This is a genomic window from Sinorhizobium sp. CB7, assembly GCF_041357635.1.
Taxonomy (GTDB): domain Bacteria; phylum Pseudomonadota; class Alphaproteobacteria; order Rhizobiales; family Rhizobiaceae; genus Rhizobium.
This window is the reverse complement of the sequence record NZ_JAULLL010000009.1, coordinates 64,762-84,035: the sequence shown is the minus strand read 5'-3', so window position 1 is coordinate 84,035 and position 19,274 is coordinate 64,762. Positions and strand designations below refer to the sequence as shown.

Annotated in this window: 13 protein-coding genes; 8 read left to right on the top strand and 5 right to left on the bottom strand. The window is 54.6% G+C overall.

All coding sequences use genetic code 11. From position 1 onward, the window contains the following. Nucleotides 1–174: 174 nt before the first annotated feature. From AAE029_RS17950 to AAE029_RS17915, 8 genes are all read left to right on the top strand, one after another. The gene (locus AAE029_RS17950; RefSeq protein WP_371074234.1) at nt 175–1,464 is read left to right on the top strand and encodes a hypothetical protein; all 1,290 of its coding nucleotides are present in this window, start codon (nt 175–177) and stop codon (nt 1,462–1,464) included. Between the two features lie 248 nt (nt 1,465–1,712). After that, the gene (locus tag AAE029_RS17945; RefSeq protein WP_371074233.1) at nt 1,713–2,897 is read left to right on the top strand and encodes a hypothetical protein; all 1,185 of its coding nucleotides are present in this window, start codon (nt 1,713–1,715) and stop codon (nt 2,895–2,897) included. Nucleotides 2,898–2,925: 28 nt separating this feature from the next. After that, entirely contained in the window at nt 2,926–4,341 is a 1,416-nt protein-coding gene (locus tag AAE029_RS17940) for a hypothetical protein (protein ID WP_371074232.1), read from the top strand. A gap of 187 nt (nt 4,342–4,528) precedes the next feature. Continuing rightward, nucleotides 4,529–5,734: a polysaccharide biosynthesis/export family protein gene (locus AAE029_RS17935; protein ID WP_371074231.1), complete on the top strand. Its 1,206-nt coding sequence runs from the start codon at nt 4,529–4,531 to the stop codon at nt 5,732–5,734. 101 nt (nt 5,735–5,835) lie between these two features. Beyond that, nucleotides 5,836–6,486 carry a hypothetical protein gene (locus AAE029_RS17930; RefSeq protein ID WP_371074230.1) on the top strand — a complete coding sequence of 217 codons (651 nt, stop codon included), beginning with the start codon at nt 5,836–5,838 and terminating at the stop codon, nt 6,484–6,486. A gap of 40 nt (nt 6,487–6,526) precedes the next feature. After that, nucleotides 6,527–8,818 (top strand): polysaccharide biosynthesis tyrosine autokinase, encoded by a 2,292-nt coding sequence (locus AAE029_RS17925; protein WP_371074454.1) that lies wholly within the window; start codon nt 6,527–6,529, stop codon nt 8,816–8,818. Then, nucleotides 8,745–9,518, top strand: a complete 774-nt coding sequence (locus AAE029_RS17920; protein ID WP_371074229.1) for a hypothetical protein — start codon at nt 8,745–8,747, stop codon at nt 9,516–9,518. The genes AAE029_RS17925 and AAE029_RS17920 overlap by 74 nt, the downstream gene beginning before the upstream one ends. A 696-nt stretch (nt 9,519–10,214) precedes the next feature. Then, on the top strand, nt 10,215–11,531 hold the full coding sequence (locus AAE029_RS17915; protein WP_371074228.1) for a UDP-glucose/GDP-mannose dehydrogenase family protein: 1,317 nt from the start codon (nt 10,215–10,217) through the stop codon (nt 11,529–11,531). A 260-nt stretch (nt 11,532–11,791) separates the two neighbouring features. Here AAE029_RS17915 and AAE029_RS17910 read toward each other — a convergent pair whose 3' ends face one another. The 5 genes from AAE029_RS17910 to AAE029_RS17890 all read right to left on the bottom strand — a co-directional run bounded on the left by AAE029_RS17910 (nt 11,792) and on the right by AAE029_RS17890 (nt 19,259). After that, entirely contained in the window at nt 11,792–13,096 is a 1,305-nt protein-coding gene (locus AAE029_RS17910; RefSeq protein ID WP_371074227.1) for an HlyD family type I secretion periplasmic adaptor subunit, read from the bottom strand. Beyond that, nucleotides 13,093–14,838: a type I secretion system permease/ATPase gene (locus tag AAE029_RS17905; RefSeq protein ID WP_371074226.1), complete on the bottom strand. Its 1,746-nt coding sequence runs from the start codon at nt 14,836–14,838 to the stop codon at nt 13,093–13,095. The genes AAE029_RS17910 and AAE029_RS17905 overlap by 4 nt, the downstream gene beginning before the upstream one ends. A 746-nt stretch (nt 14,839–15,584) precedes the next feature. Next, on the bottom strand, nt 15,585–16,169 hold the full coding sequence (locus AAE029_RS17900) for a transglutaminase-like cysteine peptidase (RefSeq protein ID WP_371074225.1): 585 nt from the start codon (nt 16,167–16,169) through the stop codon (nt 15,585–15,587). 421 nt (nt 16,170–16,590) lie between these two features. Continuing rightward, a complete protein-coding gene (locus tag AAE029_RS17895; protein ID WP_371074224.1) occupies nt 16,591–18,537 on the bottom strand; it encodes a polysaccharide biosynthesis protein in 1,947 nt (648 codons plus the stop codon). 161 nt (nt 18,538–18,698) lie between these two features. Beyond that, entirely contained in the window at nt 18,699–19,259 is a 561-nt protein-coding gene (locus AAE029_RS17890) for a sugar transferase (protein ID WP_371074223.1), read from the bottom strand. Nucleotides 19,260–19,274: the final 15 nt, after the last annotated feature.

The following is a 19,274-nucleotide window of genomic DNA, read 5'->3' as shown; positions in this document are numbered from 1 at the left end:
GGGTAGCTATCGCTAAGGCCAGCCATTTTGGCTGGCCTTAGCTCACAGTTTACAATATTTTCCGCGACGTCTCGCGATGTACATAAAGTCGTGCTAAGTACGATTTCGTGCGGACTTCGCATCATTTTCCAGCGGCACGCGGCTCAATAATACAGCTAAATCATTGATGTATTCATGATAATAGTTTTTAAAAAAACGACGTATTTTGAGCGAATTATATATTATTTTCTTTTGCCCGATCTATTTGCGAAAATCGTTTACGAAATAATTCTCCACGTTCCGGCAATTACTGTCAATCAGCCCAAACAATTCTTGTTCTACGGATTCCTGGCGATTGAATACGGATTGATGATCATCGGCAAAACACCTGTGCGATTCAACATTGCACGCGTGGCAGCTATCGGCATCGTTCTCGCTCTCATGATCTTTCAGGGAATCCTGACCGGCCTGTGGTGGGGAAACTCGCTGTCACGAATTCTTATCGACACGATCAACGTACTTGTTGTCCTGGCCAACTTGATGATCTTCTCCGACCCGAGGAGCACCGCAGACACGGATTTCGGAAGGATCTTCACCGCCAATCGTTGCTTCGCAGTTGTGATGGTGCTCTTGTCCGTTGTGGCAATGGCGGTCAATCCCGTATCCGGGATCACCTTCGGAGGATCTGCTTCGAGCGCGGTTGTAATTTCTCTGCTTATGGCCGAGCTATTCACCCTGAAATACCTCACAGTTGCAAATATTGCCAAATCACTTCTTTCGGCAATTCTACTCGTCGCCACGGCTCAAAGCTGGAACAGAACCACGCTGCTTTTTCTAGCAGTGGCAACATTGATCTATCTTCTCCGACGGGCAGGCAGAAATCCGTATCGCGTCATGTCGATCGCGGCAGCATCTGTCTTCTGTGCCTCGGCCCTTTTCATGTTGCTTCCCGAGGATAGCGCCTTGGCCCGACGGATATCCGGCCTTGAGGACGTCGATCTTTCCTCAAGAACGGGGTCGATCGGCGAACGTGAAGCCGAGTCGGATGCGGTAGGGGCGAAGATCGATGCACTGGGCAGTGGAGGGACTATCTTTGGCGCGGGCCATGGCGCTGCGTATGATGTGCGATACACATGGGAGTGGAAGTTAAATTATTCCAACGCTCACTATGGATGGGTCTTGTTCTACCTGCGCTATGGTGAAATAGGCTATATTTATTTCGGCTTATGGTTTTTGGCTCTCGTTGTTTCCATCTACAGGACCTGGCGGTCCAACAATCCGACATCCATACTGGTCTGCCTTCTCGCCGTATGGAATCTCGGCTACTTGGGCACATACGGATATTTCTCCTTCTTTATCGCCGGCATGCCTTTTGTTCAGGCTGCCATTCGGCGCCGCCCCCTGCCAAGAGCCGCTCCATCGTTGAGCGTGCCCGCGCCAAATACTGCGGCGCTCACGAGTAATCTCAACGGTCGTTGGACATAGGCCTCCCGATGCGCACTCGAGTTACGACTGCCATGTTGCCAGTTGCGCTTCTGATAGCGAATGGCCTCAACATGATCGGCATCATCGTCCTGCCAAAGATACTTGATCCGTCACAGTTCGCTGTTTTCAGTCTGGCCTCGTCAATCGGGCTTTTCGTTGTGGCTCTGCTCTTCGAATGGAGCCGAATCTCGATCATGCGCTACGGCGTCGCAAAGGATCCGGCGGACACTGCTCAGCGCAAGCACGTGTTGAACCGCGCCAATGGGGTCATCGCGGCTATTCTTTTCCTCGCAGCAGCCGGATGCCTCGCCCTTGGTAACCATATTTACTTTGCCGTTTTCGGGCTGTCGCTCCTGTTTGCGCTCAGCCAGGCTTTGTTCGAAGCAAGACAGGCGTGCTTTCGAGCGGAATTTCAGGACATTCCCTACATACGCAATCTTATTATTCGGTCGCTCCTGGGCTTTGCCGCCCTCTGCATCGTCGCTTATCTGACGAATAGCGCGGTTTTTACGATGTGGGCCTGGGTCGGCTCATTCATCGTTGTCTTGCTTTGCACAAAGGATCCTTTGCGCGTCGACCATGATGCCCGCTTTGATTGGACAAGTTTGGCCTTCATGGTGAAATTTGGAACGGGTGTCGCCGTTTCTGCCGTGGCGACGGCATCTCTTGCTCCGCTCCTGCGCCTCATTGCAACGCATCTCATTCCTCTCGACGAAGCGGGGAAAATGATGCTTGCAATGGATATCGCTCAAAAGGTCATCGGTGTTCTGGGCGTCAGTATCAGCCTTTTGATTTTTCAGGCCACTGTTCGCGCGAGGGAGTTTGGCCACGATCACATCGTGAAGGAGAGGATCACAAAGCAGGTGTCGATCGTCTTTGCCCTGATATCCGCTTCCGTCGTCGGCTATCTTTGCGTTGGTGACGCGTTCTCAGCTTTGTTCATTTCCAGCGATTACCGTGAAATTTACGATGAGAATATAGTCTGGTGCATGGCCGCCGCGGGCTTGATCGGCTTTCGCAGCTTTGCCTTGGACAGCATATTTGTCGTAACAGGCCGATCGCAGCTTGGCATCATCAGCCCGGTTTCGACGGGATTAGTTGCAGTCGTCGCTACTGTCATGCTCGGATGGTTCGAGGGCTTTTCGTCCGTTACCTTTTCGCAAGGCATGCTGATTGGAGCTGCAGGCGGCGTCCTCGTTAGCTTCGTTCTTTCGCGCCTCGCCCTTTCTTATAGCGTCAATTGGCTTGAAATTCTGAAGATTGCGACGGCCAATCTCGGCATGTGGGGGATATTGAAGCTTTCAGCAGATGTGCACGGCCTGAGCGGTCTCATTTTGTCCGTTGCTATAGGCTGCTGTGTTTTTGGTATCGCGTTATACGCTCTTGATGCCCTTGGACTTAGGGCGGCGCTTAGGTCGCTGCGAGCAAGTTAGAACATAAATTTTTTTGCCCGGAGCCCGGATGATGCTTCAACGAATTCTTACGATGGCCCTCGCCGCTACACTGCTTATGCACAACTCGGTAATCGCCGGCGAAGCGGACAAATCATCCGAGGTGCCTTTTTTCGGCGTCGCCAGTCACTTCCTGCACACATCGAGGTTCGATAAGAAAAAAGATGACAGCTGGGCTGCGAACAGAACCCTGCCTCTAATCGAAAACCTGGGAACGGTGTGGATTGCCGAAGCTATATATTCATACGCGAGGCGCGATCGTGCCCTAATCGACGACGGTTCGCTTAATGCTACTGAACGAGCGCAAATGGTTCAACGTCGACAGCTGGTCGACTACTGGCTGAGCCTATACGATCGCAATCATCGCAAGGTTATATTGCCCATTTTGGCGTCACCGCCGAAAGCCAAGAATTACGAATATCTGAACATCGAATATACCCGCTATATCAATCAGCTTATTAAGAGCCATCCTTCGATCGTCGCCGTCCAGCTTCACAACGAACCGAACCTTCGCGTCTTCTGGAACGGCACTGCGGAGGATTATGTCAGCGTTTATCGCAAGATTGCTCAAGATATAAAGAAAGAGAATCCAAGGGTTAAAATAATCGTTGGCGGCATCGCCAGCCTTTCATGGCCCAATGCAAAAGCGTGGTTCAACCGCGCGCTCGACGCCGGCCTGCTCGATTTTGCCGATGGCGTTTCCGTCCATCCGTACAGCACAGGCAAACCGCCGGAGGTCGACCCCCACCTTCCGCCAGCCAATGACTTCGGACAGCGCCAACGCGCGATCGGCGCCTTTTGGAAAGATGTTCAGAAATACAACAAAGACGGCAGGCCGCTGCAGCTATACTTCACGGAATTTGGTTACTCCAGCTCGAAGGAAGGACTTAACGCCGTTGGCAGCGAGCTGTTGAAAGCGAAATATCTGTCGCGAACGCTTGCTCTTTTTGCCGACGTGCGCATTCGGCAGATCGCCCCTCTGGAAGCGGTCTTCTGGTATGATTTCAAAGACGATGGCATCGATCCGGACGCACAAGAGCATAATTTCGGCCTCGTGAGCGCGGATCTCAGGACGAAGAAGCCGTCATTCGACTTCTATCAGCGAACGATCGCCGCACTTGGCGATATCGGCGATCTTGAACCCACATCGGAGACCTTTGGCTCACGAGCGGCCGCTCCCTTTGTCCTGTTGCAATGGAAACGGAAATCTACCGGCGAATATATCCTTCCGTTCTGGTCCCCCAAGGATCAAGATGCCGATATTGAGGTTTCAATACCGAAAAGCATCAACCTGCAGTCGCAGCAAGCGCGCATAATTGATATCGCAAGCGGAACGACACAAACAATCGACATCACGGATCTGAACAGCAATCGGATGCTCCATGTCACAGCAAAAGACAGCCTGTCGATTCTTGTCTTAAATTAGCGCACCAAAATATTACTTGCGGTATTACAAGCCAAGACTTGAACGTTGTTAACGACCAACTTTGGGTCAATGTTGCCTTCCAGCAACATCAAATATTCTTTGCGGATAAGCAATATTTAATATCTTTTACAAGTTTTCGTTATATGCGATGTGGGTATCAAACTATTTGGGTATGTAAGAGATCAATTTGACCAAAAGAATAATTCCTTCGCTCATTTTGATGATCGTTGCTCTGCCGGGCTGCACTTCGCTTCCCCGTTCGGGCCCGGATGATGCTGCCTTTGAAAAGCAGGCGGCCGTTCATGTCACAACCAAAGATCGTAAAGTTGGGATTGACTATGTTCTAGTCGATATCAACAAAAACATGCTCTCAAGCTTTGAGGAAGCTGCTCAGGCCTCCATCCGCGACAGTTTTGGCGGCGGGCGCGGTGGTCCTCCGGAGATCCCGCTGGGTGTCGGCGATATCGTTCAGGTATCCATTTTCGAAGCCCAGGCGGGCGGTCTGTTTATCCCGACGGAAGTCGCGGGAAGCCGGCCAGGCAATTTCATCACCCTGCCCTCTCAGACGATCGACCGTAGCGGCACGCTGACCATTCCGTATGCCGGGCGCATTGTGGCCGCCGGACGCCCGAAGGAGCAGGTTGAGCAGGAAATCGAGGAAAAGCTCTCCAACCGGGCGATCGAGCCGCAGGTCGTCATCACCACTGTCACAAGTCACTCCAGCGAAGTTGCCGTGCTTGGAGATGTAAACAAGGCGGGCAAATTTGAAGTCACCTCTGCAGGCGACAGGGTTCTCGATGTCATCTCCTCTGCAGGCGGCATCAGCGCGCCAAGTATCGAGACCTACGTGACGCTCCAGCGCCGCGGCAAGACGGGAACGATCGCCTACGACAAGCTGCAGACGACGCCGGCGGAAAACATCTATGTCGCGCCAGGCGATACGGTTCTCGTGAACCGCGAGCGCCGGACCTATTCCGTCTATGGTGCGGCGGGTCTCAATGGTCGCTTTGACTTCGAAGACACGAAGCTGACCTTCGGCGAAGCGCTGGGCAAAGCCGGCGGCATGCTTGATTCGCGCGCCGACCCCGGTCAGGTTTTCCTGTACAGAAAGGTCGCCCGGAAGACCGTTCAGGGGTTGGGCATAGAAACAGCTCGCTTCTCGGGGAACGAAATTCCGGTGATTTTCCGCGCCAACATGCGTGATCCGTCGTCGTTCTTCGCGGTGCAGCAGTTCGCTATGCAGGACAAGGATATCATCTACATCTCGAATTCGGACTCTGTCGAACTGGTCAAGTTCCTCAATGTCCTGAATTCGTTCACGTCGACGGCCTCGGGAGCTGTAACAGATACGCAAGATGCGAAGGACGCAGCCAACAGTATTGTCAATCACTGACGGTTTAACCTTGATTGCAGGAATTCCCGCGGGAGTACTTGTTAGGAGTTAGACTTCGAAATATTGATTGCTAAGAAGGCTTTGATAAAGGTGTAGGCAACATGGTGAACATTAAAACTTTAACTGCCGCATTGTTATTGCTGGGCGCACTGCCTCAACAGTCTTTTGCACAGGCCCATGCTGTTGGTTGCTTTGTGAGCCCCGCTAAACTGGGTGATGACGACATTGGCGCATTTCTTGGTGCACCTGCCTCAATGATCAACATCTTTCCCAACGGCGGCTTCGAAATGGTGTCGCGGATACGTGCGCTTGCAGGATCCAGTTCCGAGACGCTTGATCCTATGATGGCGTTGATTCCGCAGCTCAACGCTTCGCAGAAGGCTGCACTTGGCTCTGGCTTGGGGCGCACGGCACGCGCATGCGCCGCCACGAGCCCTGAATATGTTCTATCGATTCAGGAAAAGGTAGCCGCGGCAAATTCGCCGGAAGTAACGACCGCTTTTCTCGCCACGCTTAACGAAGTCCAGACCGCCGCACTCGGAGCAGGCGCTGGTGCAGGTGCCGGCGGCGGCGGCGCTGGAGGTGTAGGGGGTGGCGCTCCTGGCAACTCTTCAGCAGGTGCAGGCGGCGACAGTTCCGTTGCTCAATCTGGAGGCGGTGATTTCACAGCCGGGCGGCGGTCGAGAAGTTTGGTGACCAACAACAACAACACGACAAACATAACCGAAAATTCGGGAACCAGCCCATTCTAGTTCGTTTGGTTGCTAGCGTAATCGCTGCGTGGAGTCTGCCTTGCTTTCACCGGGTAACAAACCAGCCTCACCATTTGCGTGGGAAGATAGCGGGCCGCTTGTAAGCGCAATCGACCTTGAAAGAGCAATCGCTGTCGCGAGGCGGCAATGGCGCGTTGTCGCAGCCACCGTCGTCATCGCTATTCTCTTAGGCTGCGGCTACGTCATCACGGCCGTTCCTCAATACACGGCAACTGCGAGCATCCTCATTGGAGGCGCCAGCGATGGGCTCGTTAACCGACTGTCGATGGACCAGGCGGCCGCGGCGGACGACGCCACCATCCTCAGCCAGGTCGAATTGCTGAAATCGGACACGATCGGACTGGCGGTTGTCGACAAACTCAATCTCTCCAACAATCAGGAATTCCTGGCGTCCGGTTCCAGCGCTTTGGGAACCATCAGGAGTGGGTTCTCCGCTATTCTGGATTTTCCGTCCTTATTTGTCAGCTCCGACTTGGAGCCGACCGATCAGGATGAAAACAGGCGGCAGGCGCTCGCGATTGTCCAGCGTAACATGTCCATTCTCAGGGTGGGTCGGACTTACGTATTGAATGTCAGCTTCACCTCACCGTCCAAAGATATCGCATCCACAGTCGCCAACGCGATCGCTGACATCTACATAACGGACAAGCTCGAGGCAAAATACGACGCAACACGCCGCGCCAGCGATTGGCTCCAGGCGCGCATCGACGAGCTAAAGCAAAAGGCTCTCGAAAGCGACCTCGCGGTGCAACAGTACAAGGCCGCAAACAACCTTCTAGACACCGCAAACGGCCTTATTGCCGACCAGCAGCTCGCACAATTGAATAGCGCCCTTATTGTCGCGCAGGCCGAAACCGCCAAAGCGCAGGCGAAGTATGACCATATTCAACAGATCATCCGATCGGGTCAGTCAGACGCGATCGTACCGGAGGTGCTCGACAGCCCCGTTTCGAACGAGTTGCGACAAAAGTATCTCGCTGCATCTAAGCTTGAGGCCGATATCTCATCTCGCTTGGGTCGTGATCATATAAGGGCCGTACGCCTGCGAGACGAGATGCAGGAGTATCAGCGACTCATGTTCGAAGAGCTGAATCGCATCTCCGAAAGCTATAAGAACGAGCTGGACGTTGCGCAGACACGCCAGAACACCCTCGAGCAGAACCTGGACAAAGCCAAAAGCGAAAGTGCATCGGCGGGTGAAAGCAGTGTCCAATTGCGCGAACTGGAGCGCTCCGCCGAGACGTACAAGAATCTCTACCAGACGTTCTTGCAGCGCTACCAAGAAGCGATACAGCAGCAATCCTTCCCCATCACTGAAGCCCGCATTATCACGCGTCCGGTTAAACCCCAGCGTCCAAGCTATCCGCGAAAGCTGATGGTCTTGGCCATCTTCGCTGTTTTCGGTGCTGCCGCCGGATCGGGAATCGGAGCCGTGAGAGAGCTGCGCGATCGCTTTTTCCGGACCGGTGAACAGATACGCGATGAGATCAGCCTTGAGTATTTGGGTTCCCTGCCCTTGTGCCCGAACGTACCGACACCCACCGAAAGGCTGGAATCAAATATCGGCGACAGAGGGCTAAGAAAGACAAGCTCGCTCACGAATTTCGTACTGGAGCATCCTTTATCGGTTTTTGCAGAAACACTTCGTAGCGCTAAGATCGGCATCGATCTTCGCAAGAATGGATCCGGTGGGCGCGTTGTCGGCGTGGTATCGACCCTCCCGGGCGAAGGAAAATCGACGGTTGCCATTAATTTTGCGGAACTTCTGGCATCACAGGGTGCAAGGGTCGTGCTGATCGATTGCGACTTCCGAAATCCTGGCACAACGCAGTCGATTGCGAGCCATGCAGAACGCGGCCTGCTCGAGTTGTTGATGAACGGCGCCAATGTACAAGACGTCGTCCTGATGAATGAAAAGAGTGGCCTCGCCTTCATACCCGGCGCGATCAGGCAGCGTGTCCCTCATTCCTCTGAGATGTTGTCATCCTCTGCTATGAGAGATCTTCTCGAAGATACTCGCGAGAGGTTTGATTACATCGTCTTGGATCTTCCGCCGCTTGCGCCGGTTGTCGACGCGCGCGGCATCGAACCGCTCGTCGATGATTTCCTGTTTGTGGTCGAATGGGGTCAAACCTCAAGGAAGATCGTATCGACGACGCTCGCGAGAGACGAGGATATCAAATCGAAATGTGTCGGCGTGATCTTGAACAAGGTCGACGCCAAGAAGATGAAACTCTATGAGACGCACGGATCCGAGGCATATTATTTGTCTCGATACACGTCGTACTATGTTGATTTCAATCAGGCGTGAAGTGCTATTCACAAAGGCAGTTTCGATCTTCGCGGCATTGGTGGTGCTTGCCATCTCCCTGATGCAGTTTGCAAGTACAGTTCGCTTTATCGATTTTTTTTATCTGATAGACAAATTCAACGCGACCAGCGCCAGGCTACCGCAGGTGCTCGATGAGTATGCACGTGCCTCGGAAGTGATATATGTGCAAGATTATTGCAGATCAGATATCCTGAATGCAGGCCTGGGTATCGTTCTGGCCGATCTCGATCATAAGAATCCCGATAGAGACTTCGACTCCTGGCTTGGCGCGATCAAGCGAGCCGAGACATTGACCCAGCATGCAATGGATTGCGCACCGACAGTTTCGGATTATTGGACGCGCTATGCCATGATACGGCAGGCCGCGGGCGAGCAGCCGGCGGAGCTCGCGAAGCTGCTCGCGCAGGCGGTGGCGTTGGACCCCGCCAGTATTTCGGCGCTGCGTGCTCGTTTCGCGCTTTGGAGAAAGGTCAGCCAGGAAACCCTTGAAGAGGCAAGGCCTGCTCTGATGTCAGACCTGAAAACGCTCCTGGCTTACGCCGGGCCGCCAGCCGTCAGAGAGGTGTTGAAGGGGAGCGGGGATGCGCTTCACCCCTTCATCGGGGAAGCGTTTTCACAGCTGCCGACCGAGAGGCAGGCCAGGCTCGCCCGCTGGAAAGCAACGCCCGATCAACTTTGATCTTCTACCAAGATGGACCTTATTATGACTTCCGGCATAGCCAGCTGTACCCGTCTTCGCTGCTAGCTCTGACTTGACTTTGTGCAGCGCAGCGTAGTATTTAACAAAAAAACTCAGGTAAAGCAGACGCCGCAGATAAAGCCATCCGGAATTTGAAATTTTGCAATTTCATCAATTGCGACAATAACACTTGCCACTTGAAGATCTATTTCAAAATGGACAACTGTTCAAATCCTTTCTCGCACTATCAATTTTGCAGAGACATTACGCGCCATGACACTCATAAAATGAGTGTATTTAACTATAGCTTGAAATTTGCTTTTACACGACGAGCTATACTCACTAAGACCCGCTTCATTCGTCGAGGATTGTTCATCAGATGAAGTTTGGAACAAGTGGGCTGCGCGAGCTTTCCGCCGTTTTGAAGGGCAGAGCATGCAAGCAAGAGTGGCGTGCTCGTGATCGCCGCAGCCCCCGCAATTCCTGCCTCGAGATCACCGCAAAACCGCACGGATGCTGCACGAAATGGCGCCAAGCTCCATCCTGCCTGGCAAAGCTCATCGTCTCGCGAACTCCGACAGTATCACACCGAACCTATCGAGACCAGGCGGGCTCTCATCTCGGCGAAGACGACTTCAGTCGCACCCAAGCTGCCACACACAATAACGCTATTTCAATGAAAGTGAGTGAGGGATTATGCACATTGTAATGATTGGCTCAGGTTATGTCGGTCTGGTTTCCGGCGCCTGCTTTGCGGATTTCGGTCATCACATCACCTGCGTCGACAAGTCGGAGGCGAAGATCAAGGCCCTGAAAGCCGGCGAAGTGCCGATCTTCGAGCCGGGCCTTGATGCGATCATCGATCAAAACCGTGGGGCGGGTCGCCTCGACTTCACGACCGACCTTGCCCCCTCTGTCGCCAACGCGGATGTCGTCTTCATTGCCGTCGGTACGCCGTCACGCCGTGGTGATGGCCATGCGGACCTGAGCTACGTCTATGCCGCCGCGCGCGAGATCGCCGCCGCCGTCAGCGGCTTTACCGTCATTGTAACGAAATCGACGGTGCCCGTCGGCACCGGCGACGAGATTGAGCGTATCTTCCGCGAAGAGTTTCCGGACAAGGATATCGCCGTCGTCTCCAATCCGGAATTCCTGCGCGAAGGTGCAGCCATTGCCGACTTCAAGCGTCCCGACCGCATCGTCATTGGCACCGAAGACGCGCGCGCGATCGAAGTGATGCGTGAGGTCTACCGCCCACTCTATCTGAACGAGGCACCGCTTTACTTCTGCGAACGGCGGACTTCGGAGCTCATCAAATATGCGGCCAATGCCTTCCTCGCGATGAAGATAACCTACATCAACGAGATCGCCGACCTCTGCGAACAGATCGGCGCCGACGTGCAGAAGGTTGCCAAGGGCATCGGCATGGATAAGCGCATCGGCGACAAGTTCCTGCATGCCGGCCCCGGCTATGGTGGCTCCTGCTTCCCGAAGGATACTCTCGCGCTCGTCAAAACCGCGCAGGATTTCAACAGCCCGATGCGGCTCATCGAAACAACGGTTGCGATTAACGACAACCGTAAGCGCGCCATGGGTCGCAAGGTTATTGCCGCCTGCGACGGCAACGTCCGCGGCAAGAAGATTGCTGTGCTCGGCCTTACTTTCAAGCCCAACACGGACGATATGCGCGACGCACCTTCCATCACGATCATCCAGGCGCTGCTCGACGGCGGCGCAACGGTTCATGCCTATGACCCCGAGGGCATGGAAGCGGCAAAGGAAGTGCTAAACTCGGTCACCTACGGCAGCGACCCCTACGAGATCGCCGAAGGCGCAGAAGCGATCGTGATCGTCACCGAATGGGACGAATTCCGCGCGCTCGATTTCAAGCGCCTGAAGGCGACGATGAAGAAGCCCGCGGTCGTCGATCTGCGTAATATCTATCCGATCGCCGAAGTCAGCAAACACGGCTTCAGCTATATTGCCGTCGGCAAGAAGAGCGAGAAAAAGTAGGTCTCCGGAGCGGTTCGGCTTTCATGGAATTGCCGAGCCGCTTCTGTCCCTTTGTTTTTACGCAAAATGCGAACGCAAACCGCTTCGCACGTTTCGTGGAAGTACTCCGTGACGGGGCCAGTCCAGCCTGCCTCTCCGCCGATCGTTGCAGATCCGCCTCGCGGGAAACGGTCGAAAAAAGAATCCCACGGCGTTTCACCGCGAGTTTGTCAAATCGGAGGCCAGCAAAAGCACCTTGCCTTTACCGACTATTTCCTTGACTATTCCTCTCGGAAAGCGTGCATCATTTGGTCGGTCAACGGCTTTGCAAAATAGGAGAGAGCCGTCCGATCTCCCGTCTTTATGAATACTTCCGCAGGCATGCCTGGATAGAGGCTGAGACCTTTGAGATCTGCGAGGCTTTCTGGCTCAGGAGCAACACGGACGGCGTAATATGAAACGCCGGTCTTCTGGTCGCTGATGATATCGGGCGATATGGACGAGACATTCCCGACAACCTCCGGCGTCGTCTTCTGGTCAAAGGCGGTGAAGCGAATATCGACTGGCTGGCCAAGCTGGATCTGGTCAATATTGCGTGTGGCGATTCGTGCTTCTACCGTCAAAGCCCTTTGATCGGGAGCAAGAAGCATCAGAGGCTCGCCGGGATTGACAACTCCTCCGATCGTGTGGACAGCGAGCTGAAAGACCTTGCCGCTCATCGGCGCCCTTATGTCAAGGCGCTGCATCTGGTCCTTTGCAGCGACCTGACGCTCCTCGAGCTCGGCGATCTTGCCCTCAACATCCGCCAAATCTTTTGCAATTTCGGAACGGCGATCCTCGTCGAGCTGCAAAATCTGCAGATTTATCTCGTTGATCTTACCATTTGACTGAGCACGAGATGCAAGGCGCTCGCCACGGCTTCCGTCGAGCTCAACCTTTTGACGCTTAAGGCTGTTGACCTTTTGCATCGTGACAATTTTCTTCTCATAGAGCTCCTCGGCGGCCTTGAGTTCCTCGTTCACCAATGCCGTCGCGTCATCAATCGATTGCAGCTGGATCGTGTCCCCTTCGATCTCGGAGGCAAGCTGTGCCTTGCGCTCGCCGAGTTGCTTCCTCATTCCGAGGAGGGATGCCATACGCGTCCCAAAAAGCTGAACCTCACCCTCCACCAGGTTTCGATCGGCGTTGACTTCCAGGCCTCTCAAATCGACGTCGGCGGCAGTAAACGTCGCCGCTCCATTTCGCTCGGCTATAAGGCGACTTCTGCGGGCATAAAGCTGCGCCAGGCTGCTGTTGATTATTCCGAGATTGGCCTGAACCGACGTCCCGTCCAGTTGCAGCAACAGATCCCCGGCTTCGACATGCTCGCCTTCACGTACAGCCATCGCAGAGATAATTCCGCCGGTAAGGTGCTGTATTTTTTTAACATTGTCATCGATGATCACGGTGCCGTCACCGACGACGGCACCTGATATTGAAGCGGTCGCCGCCCACCCACCTATACCGAATATGAGGCCCACGCCAAGAACAGCGACCAGAACCACATGCCGTGTCAGCGACATCTCAGACAGGTTGATCGTGCTCATTCCTGCTGCTCCTCGACGGCATCTACGACTTTCAACGCGCTTCCGCGTTCCACTGTCACGGAGCGAACCTGCCGTCGCAGGATGGAGTTGAGCACGTCTTCCTTTCTGCCGAACATATGCATCTGGCCGTCCTTCAGCATCAAGACATAGTCAACGCCCGACATGGCGCTCGGCCGGTGCGCCACCACAATGACAATGCCGCCGCGGTTGCGGACGCCGACAATGGCCGCGGCTACTGCCGCCTCGCCTTCGGCGTCAAGGTTCGAATTCGGCTCATCGAGCACCACCAAAAATGGATTTCCGAAAAGGGCTCGAGCAAGCGCAATCCTTTGACGCTGCCCCGCTGAAAGCATGCTGCCACCTGCGCCGATTTCGGTTTCATAGCCTTTAGGCAGCCGCAATATCAAATCGTGTACGCCGGCCGCAGTCGCAGCATCAATGATATCGTCGGCTGACGCATTGCGCTGAAAACGCGATATGTTGTCAGCAACAGTGCCTGAAAATAATTCGATATCCTGCGGCAGATAGCCAATATGAGAACCGATCTCGACATCGTCCCATTGGTCAAGGGCGGCCCCGTCCAACCGGATGTTCCCACGATAAATCGGCCACACACCCGTCAACGTTCGTGCGAGCGTTGATTTTCCGGATGCGCTCGGCCCCACGACCCCGACGGCGCTGCCTGCATGAACAGTAAAGCTTATACCTGACAGGAGAGGCTGATTCTGACCGGGCGCGCCGCTGACGAGACCCTCCACGCTCAGCGTTCTTTTCGGCGCGGGGAGAAGAAGTGGGAAGGGCGACGGAGGAAATGCCTTGAGGAGCTCCCGCAGCCGCTTCCAAGCCTGCAAGGTTGCTGCGTATCCACGGGAATTCGCGATTGCCTGCTCGACCGGGGCAAGCGCTCTTGAGGTCAGGATCGACGAGGCGATTATGATGCCTCCCGAAGCCTGATTTTCAATGACCAGAACGGCGCCTGCAGCAAGAACCGCCGATTGCAGAACAAGTCTGAAAACCTTGGAAAATGCAGAGTACGTGTTCGCAACATCGGAATTGTGCTGATAGGCGGCACGATAGGCATCATTCTGTACGAGCCAGCGCTCGGAAAGCGCTTCCGACATTCCAAGCGCATGGACGACCTCCGCATTGCGCTGGGCAGCCTGCAGGGCGGCGGTCCTGCCGCTGCCGGCTTCGAATATTTTCTTCGACGAGTTTTGAGTGCTGTGATTCGCGGCGAAGGTCAGGAGCGCCAGAATTGCGCCACCACAGATCGTCATTATTCCGATAATTGGATGGAAGAGAAAGCAAATGGCAACATAGAGCGGTATCCAGGGAAGATCGAATAAAGTCGCAGGCCCGGATGTGCTGAGGAATGTCCGGATCTGGTCAAAATCCCTGAGCAGTTGCAGCCCATCGCCATTCGCCTTCGTCCTCAATGCCGACTGAACGGTCGCTCGAAAGATCCTGCGTGCCGTCACCTCATCGAAAACTCCGGCAATGCGGACGAGAAGACGGCTTCGGGCGACGTCGAATGCAGCTTGGAAGAGGTAGAGAAATACGGCCAATACCGCCAGAGCAACCAGGGACGCTACACTTCGGCTCGGAATAACCCGGTCGTAGACCTGTAGCATGAAGAAAGAACCGGTCAGATAAAGTATGTTAACCAGCGCGCTCGCAACGCCGACGGCAATAAAGCCGTGTCGGCATCGCCGGATAAATTCACTCGTGGGGTCATCGCTCACGGAACCTAAAGAACGATCACTTGTTGGTCTACGCACTTAACGCCCCCGGCGCGACGAAGCCGTCGAACGCACAATTTCTAGCTCGTTGATAAAATCGGAAAACAAATAACGGTTTCTCGTCATTGCAATCGTATATGGCTGCTTAAAGCATTCTGCATGGTTAGTCGAGAGTTCGCCAAACTAAAACAGTTTAATGGTAAATCTATCTGAGATGTCCTCAGCCATTATCTTTAATTAATACCAGCTGCTCCACTTAATATATGCAGATGGCAATATATGATACCATTTTGACGCGTCTGGACAGGCGACGCAATTTCAATTGACGGCAGAATTCTGGTTGACTGCCTTTCAAAAGACGAGAAGCAAATGCATTATGTCTGAGAGACAAAGGACGAGGCGCTACAATGAAGTTCGCGTTGCTATGTGCATGCCTGCTATTGCATTCGCCGGCGGCAGCACAATACAGAAACTACGAAGTCCAGCGCGATGGTCCGCATAATTACAGCGGAACGATCGGCAATCAGAATTTTGACGTTCAGGTACAGAATGGCGAAGTGCAAGGGCATGTGGGAGGGCAACGGCCAGGAAGCACGACGAGAAGCGGAGCCGCAAGCGACTCCGGCGCCACCCACAATCGTTGTTTCGTCGATGCGCGCGGCGCCGCCTATTGCCAATGACTGGACACCCGCTTTTCGCCTAGATGACGGCAATCTGCTCCTTTGTCGGACCGCTCAAATCCAACAAACTCAGATGTCGTACCACATGCGCGGGTTTTCACCGGACTGAATCTTGACCCAGTGCAGATCCGTATCTCGCCAGTCCTTGATGCGGTCCGTACGATTGTCGAGAACGAGGTCGCCGCGCGTCGTCTTGACGACGAGGACGGCGTGGCCTTCACCGGACGGGGTCGTGGCGACAGCGATCCGCAGGGACCGCGCCGATATGCCGGCGGCAATTAACCGGTCGCGCTTCGTTAACGCGAAATCTTCGCAATCGCCGTTTTTGACGTTCACTTCCCAATCATCATTATCGGAGGCATCGTTCACTCCGGCGATTTCGCGATTGATCGAGTTATTGACAGCCTGCAGCGTTCGATATGCGGAACTCGTGAGGGTGACCATCATCGGTCCGTTGCCGGGCCGGCATTCATCCGGGTTCTGCATGCAAAAACGGACATGCGCAAAGGGAGCGAGTGTGGGCTGGCGAACCTTGATGAAATGCACGGCTGGCGCCTGCGACAATCCGCGAGTGAGGCCGCCCAGACCCGCCGCTTGCGCCTGCGCCGCGCCCAAGGCTGCCATCGCAAGCGCTATCAAAATCGCTTTTTTCATTGCCTTCTCTCCGTTTAAACGCCGCTGGAGTGCCGTATTGTTTTGACGCAGAGAAGTCTCAGTCTTCCTGTGCGACAGCCCTAGGCTTCACCTGCAAGCGAAGGCAACGATACATGGCAGCCATCACAAAGCGATTAAGTGAGCTTCTGCAATTTTATCGAATCTCATTTTTCTACATTCTGCCCGGAGTTCTGCGAAAGAATAGAGTGACGTGCAGCAGGATACATCACGCTTCTGGATAAATTCTCTGATGTTTTGACGCAGGACCCGGCGGGCTAACTGACATATTTGGCCGCTGATCCTTGGCGCGGAGATGCCTCACCAAGGGGGCGGATTGAATGCGTGATATCGCCCTGCAGCATTTCAAAGTGCTACAGCGATCTTTGTGCGTCATATAAGACGCACGGCGCTGTAGAGAAATTCAGGCCGCCGTGTTGGCCTCAGCCTCGTTCAATGCAAAGTCGGCGACATTGCCGGAAGGCGTATAGCCCGACACAAGCTCTGCCAGGATAACACGCGCGATCGTCATGTCGTTTCGATCCAGCGCAGCATCAAGCGTCCTGAGCCGCTTCGAGAGCTCAGGCCAGAAAAGAAGGTCTTCCCTCGCCTTCATTATTCTCGGATGTTCCGTAGGTTCGGGATTATCGCCTATCAGGAGCTCCTCGAAAAGCTTCTCGCCCGGTCGCAAGCCTGTTATGGCAAGCTCGATGTCACCGTCGGGATTTGCCTCGTCCTTTACGGCAAGGCCAGAAAGTTCAACCATGCGCCGGGCCAGATCGGCAATCCTTATCGGCTCGCCCATATCGAGCAAAAACACATCTCCGCCCTCCGCCATCGCTCCTGCCTGGATCACAAGTTGCGATGCCTCGGGGATCGTCATGAAATAGCGTGTGATGTCGGGATGCGTCAGCGTGATGGGACCGCCATCTCTGATCTGCTGCCGGAAAAGCGGCACCACCGAGCCGGAAGAACCGAGGACGTTGCCGAAACGGACCATGCAGAAGGTAGTCCTCGTTCTGCTGACGGTTTGCTCCGCTGCAAGAGCCTGCAGCACCATTTCGGCCAACCGCTTGCTCGCCCCCATGACATTTGTGGGCCTTACGGCCTTGTCAGTGCTGATCAGCACAAAATTCGCAACGCCGCATTTCTGCGCCGCGAGCGCCGTTACCACCGTTCCCATCACGTTGTTGCGGATGCCCTCGACCGGATTATGCTCGACAAGAGGGACATGCTTATACGCTGCTGCGTGATAGAGGGTCTGTGGCCGCCAGCTCCGCATGATCTGCTCCATACGCTGGCCGTCGCGTACGGAACAGAGAATGGGAAGGATCTGCAGATCCTGATTTTCATAGAGTTCCGCAAGTTTCAGCAGTTCCGCATGAAGCGAATAAAGAGCAAATTCGCTCTGATCGACCAGGATCAGAACCGAAGGCTCGCCCTTCATAATCTGCCTGCACAGCTCCCCGCCGATCGATCCGCCGGCGCCCGTGACCATGACAACCTTGCCGCGGGTGTTCTTTTCGAGCAGGGCTTGGCTCGGCACGATTGCATCCCGCCCAAGCAAATCCTCGATGTCCAGTTCACGAATGTCAGAGACTGCAACACGCCCCTGGGCGAGCGCCGTCAGATCGGGAAGCGTCCTGACCGTGACGCGCGCTTTGCGAATGTCGTCGAGGATTTGATTACGGCGCTGCCGGCTTGCAGACGGAAGCGCAAGCAGCACATCCCTGATATTGCGGGCTTCAACCACAGCCTGAAGATCGGAAGGATCGTAGATCGGCAATCCTCCCATGATCCCGCCTCTCAGACGCGGGTCATCATCGAGATAGCCGACGACGTTGAGCTCGGTGCTGTTGGCCAAAGCAGCGGCCAGTTGCCTGCCGGCAGCACCGGCTCCATAGATCAGCACCTTCGCCTGAGCATTTTTCCGCAGCGTGCGCTGATAGGCGTCGCCAAGCCAATAGCGAATGCCGAGGCGCGAAAGCCCAATAGCAATGAGCAGCAGGAGAGGCTGGAGAATTCCCACGGTGCGCGGAACGCCGGGAAGACTTATGGCTGTGAATACCGCCATGAAAGCGACACCGTAAATGGCGATCGCCTTCAGGACGGCAATAAAGGCGGACATTCCGGCATAGCGGAAAATCGCACGGTAGAGTCCCATGACAATGAAGATAGGAAGCGCAAGCAGAAGCGAGACGATGACAGGCAGCCATTGCACGCCGCTGAGCAGAACCCAATCATTAAGACGGAAGCAATAGGAGAGCCAGACTGTCAGTATGCAGAGGCTCGCATCGACAATCAGGGCAATGATCCGCTTGGTGGAACGCGGCAGCGCCAGCAACGGGGCAACAATTGCTTGCGTCGGCATCAAGGATCAGTCCGTTCGTAGCGCATGAATTCCCGCAATTTTTCACACCGTTCAAAAAAGCGTGTCATCCGGTTTCGACGTGGCTCTTCCAATCTTTCGTCTTTTTCCAGCGAGCGCGCAACCACGAGATGATCGTTATCAGCTGAAAAAACTCAGGAAAATTAATGGGCTACACCGTCTCGTCGGACAACTTTGATGAATGTCAGAAACAAAATGCGAATATCGAACAAAAATGATCGCTTTTTGAGATACTCGACATCCAGCTTCACCTTGTCAGGAATCGGCAATTCGTCGCGGCCGTTGACCTGCGCCCATCCGGTCAGACCCGGCAACATCACATCGACGCCATACTGCGTGCGAAGCCCGATAAGGTCCTGCTGATTGTAGAGTGCCGGCCGTGGGCCCACGAAGCTCATGTCACCCTTCAGAATGCACCAGAGTTGCGGCAATTCATCCAGGCTGGACTTGCGCAGAAAGGACCCTATCGGCGTCAGATAGCTATCAGGACTGCCGAGGAGGTGCGTGGCAACCGCAGGTGTATCGACGCGCATGCTGCGAAATTTCGGCATGCGGAAGATGCGATTGAATCGACCGACACGGTCCGACCAGTAAATGATCGGCCCCGGCGAGGTAAGGCGAACTGCAAGCGCGACCAGGAGCGCAGGCGCAAGAAGAACAACCGATGCCACGATCGCCAAAAGAAAATCAAAAGCCCGCTTCAAAACCCGTACTCTGCG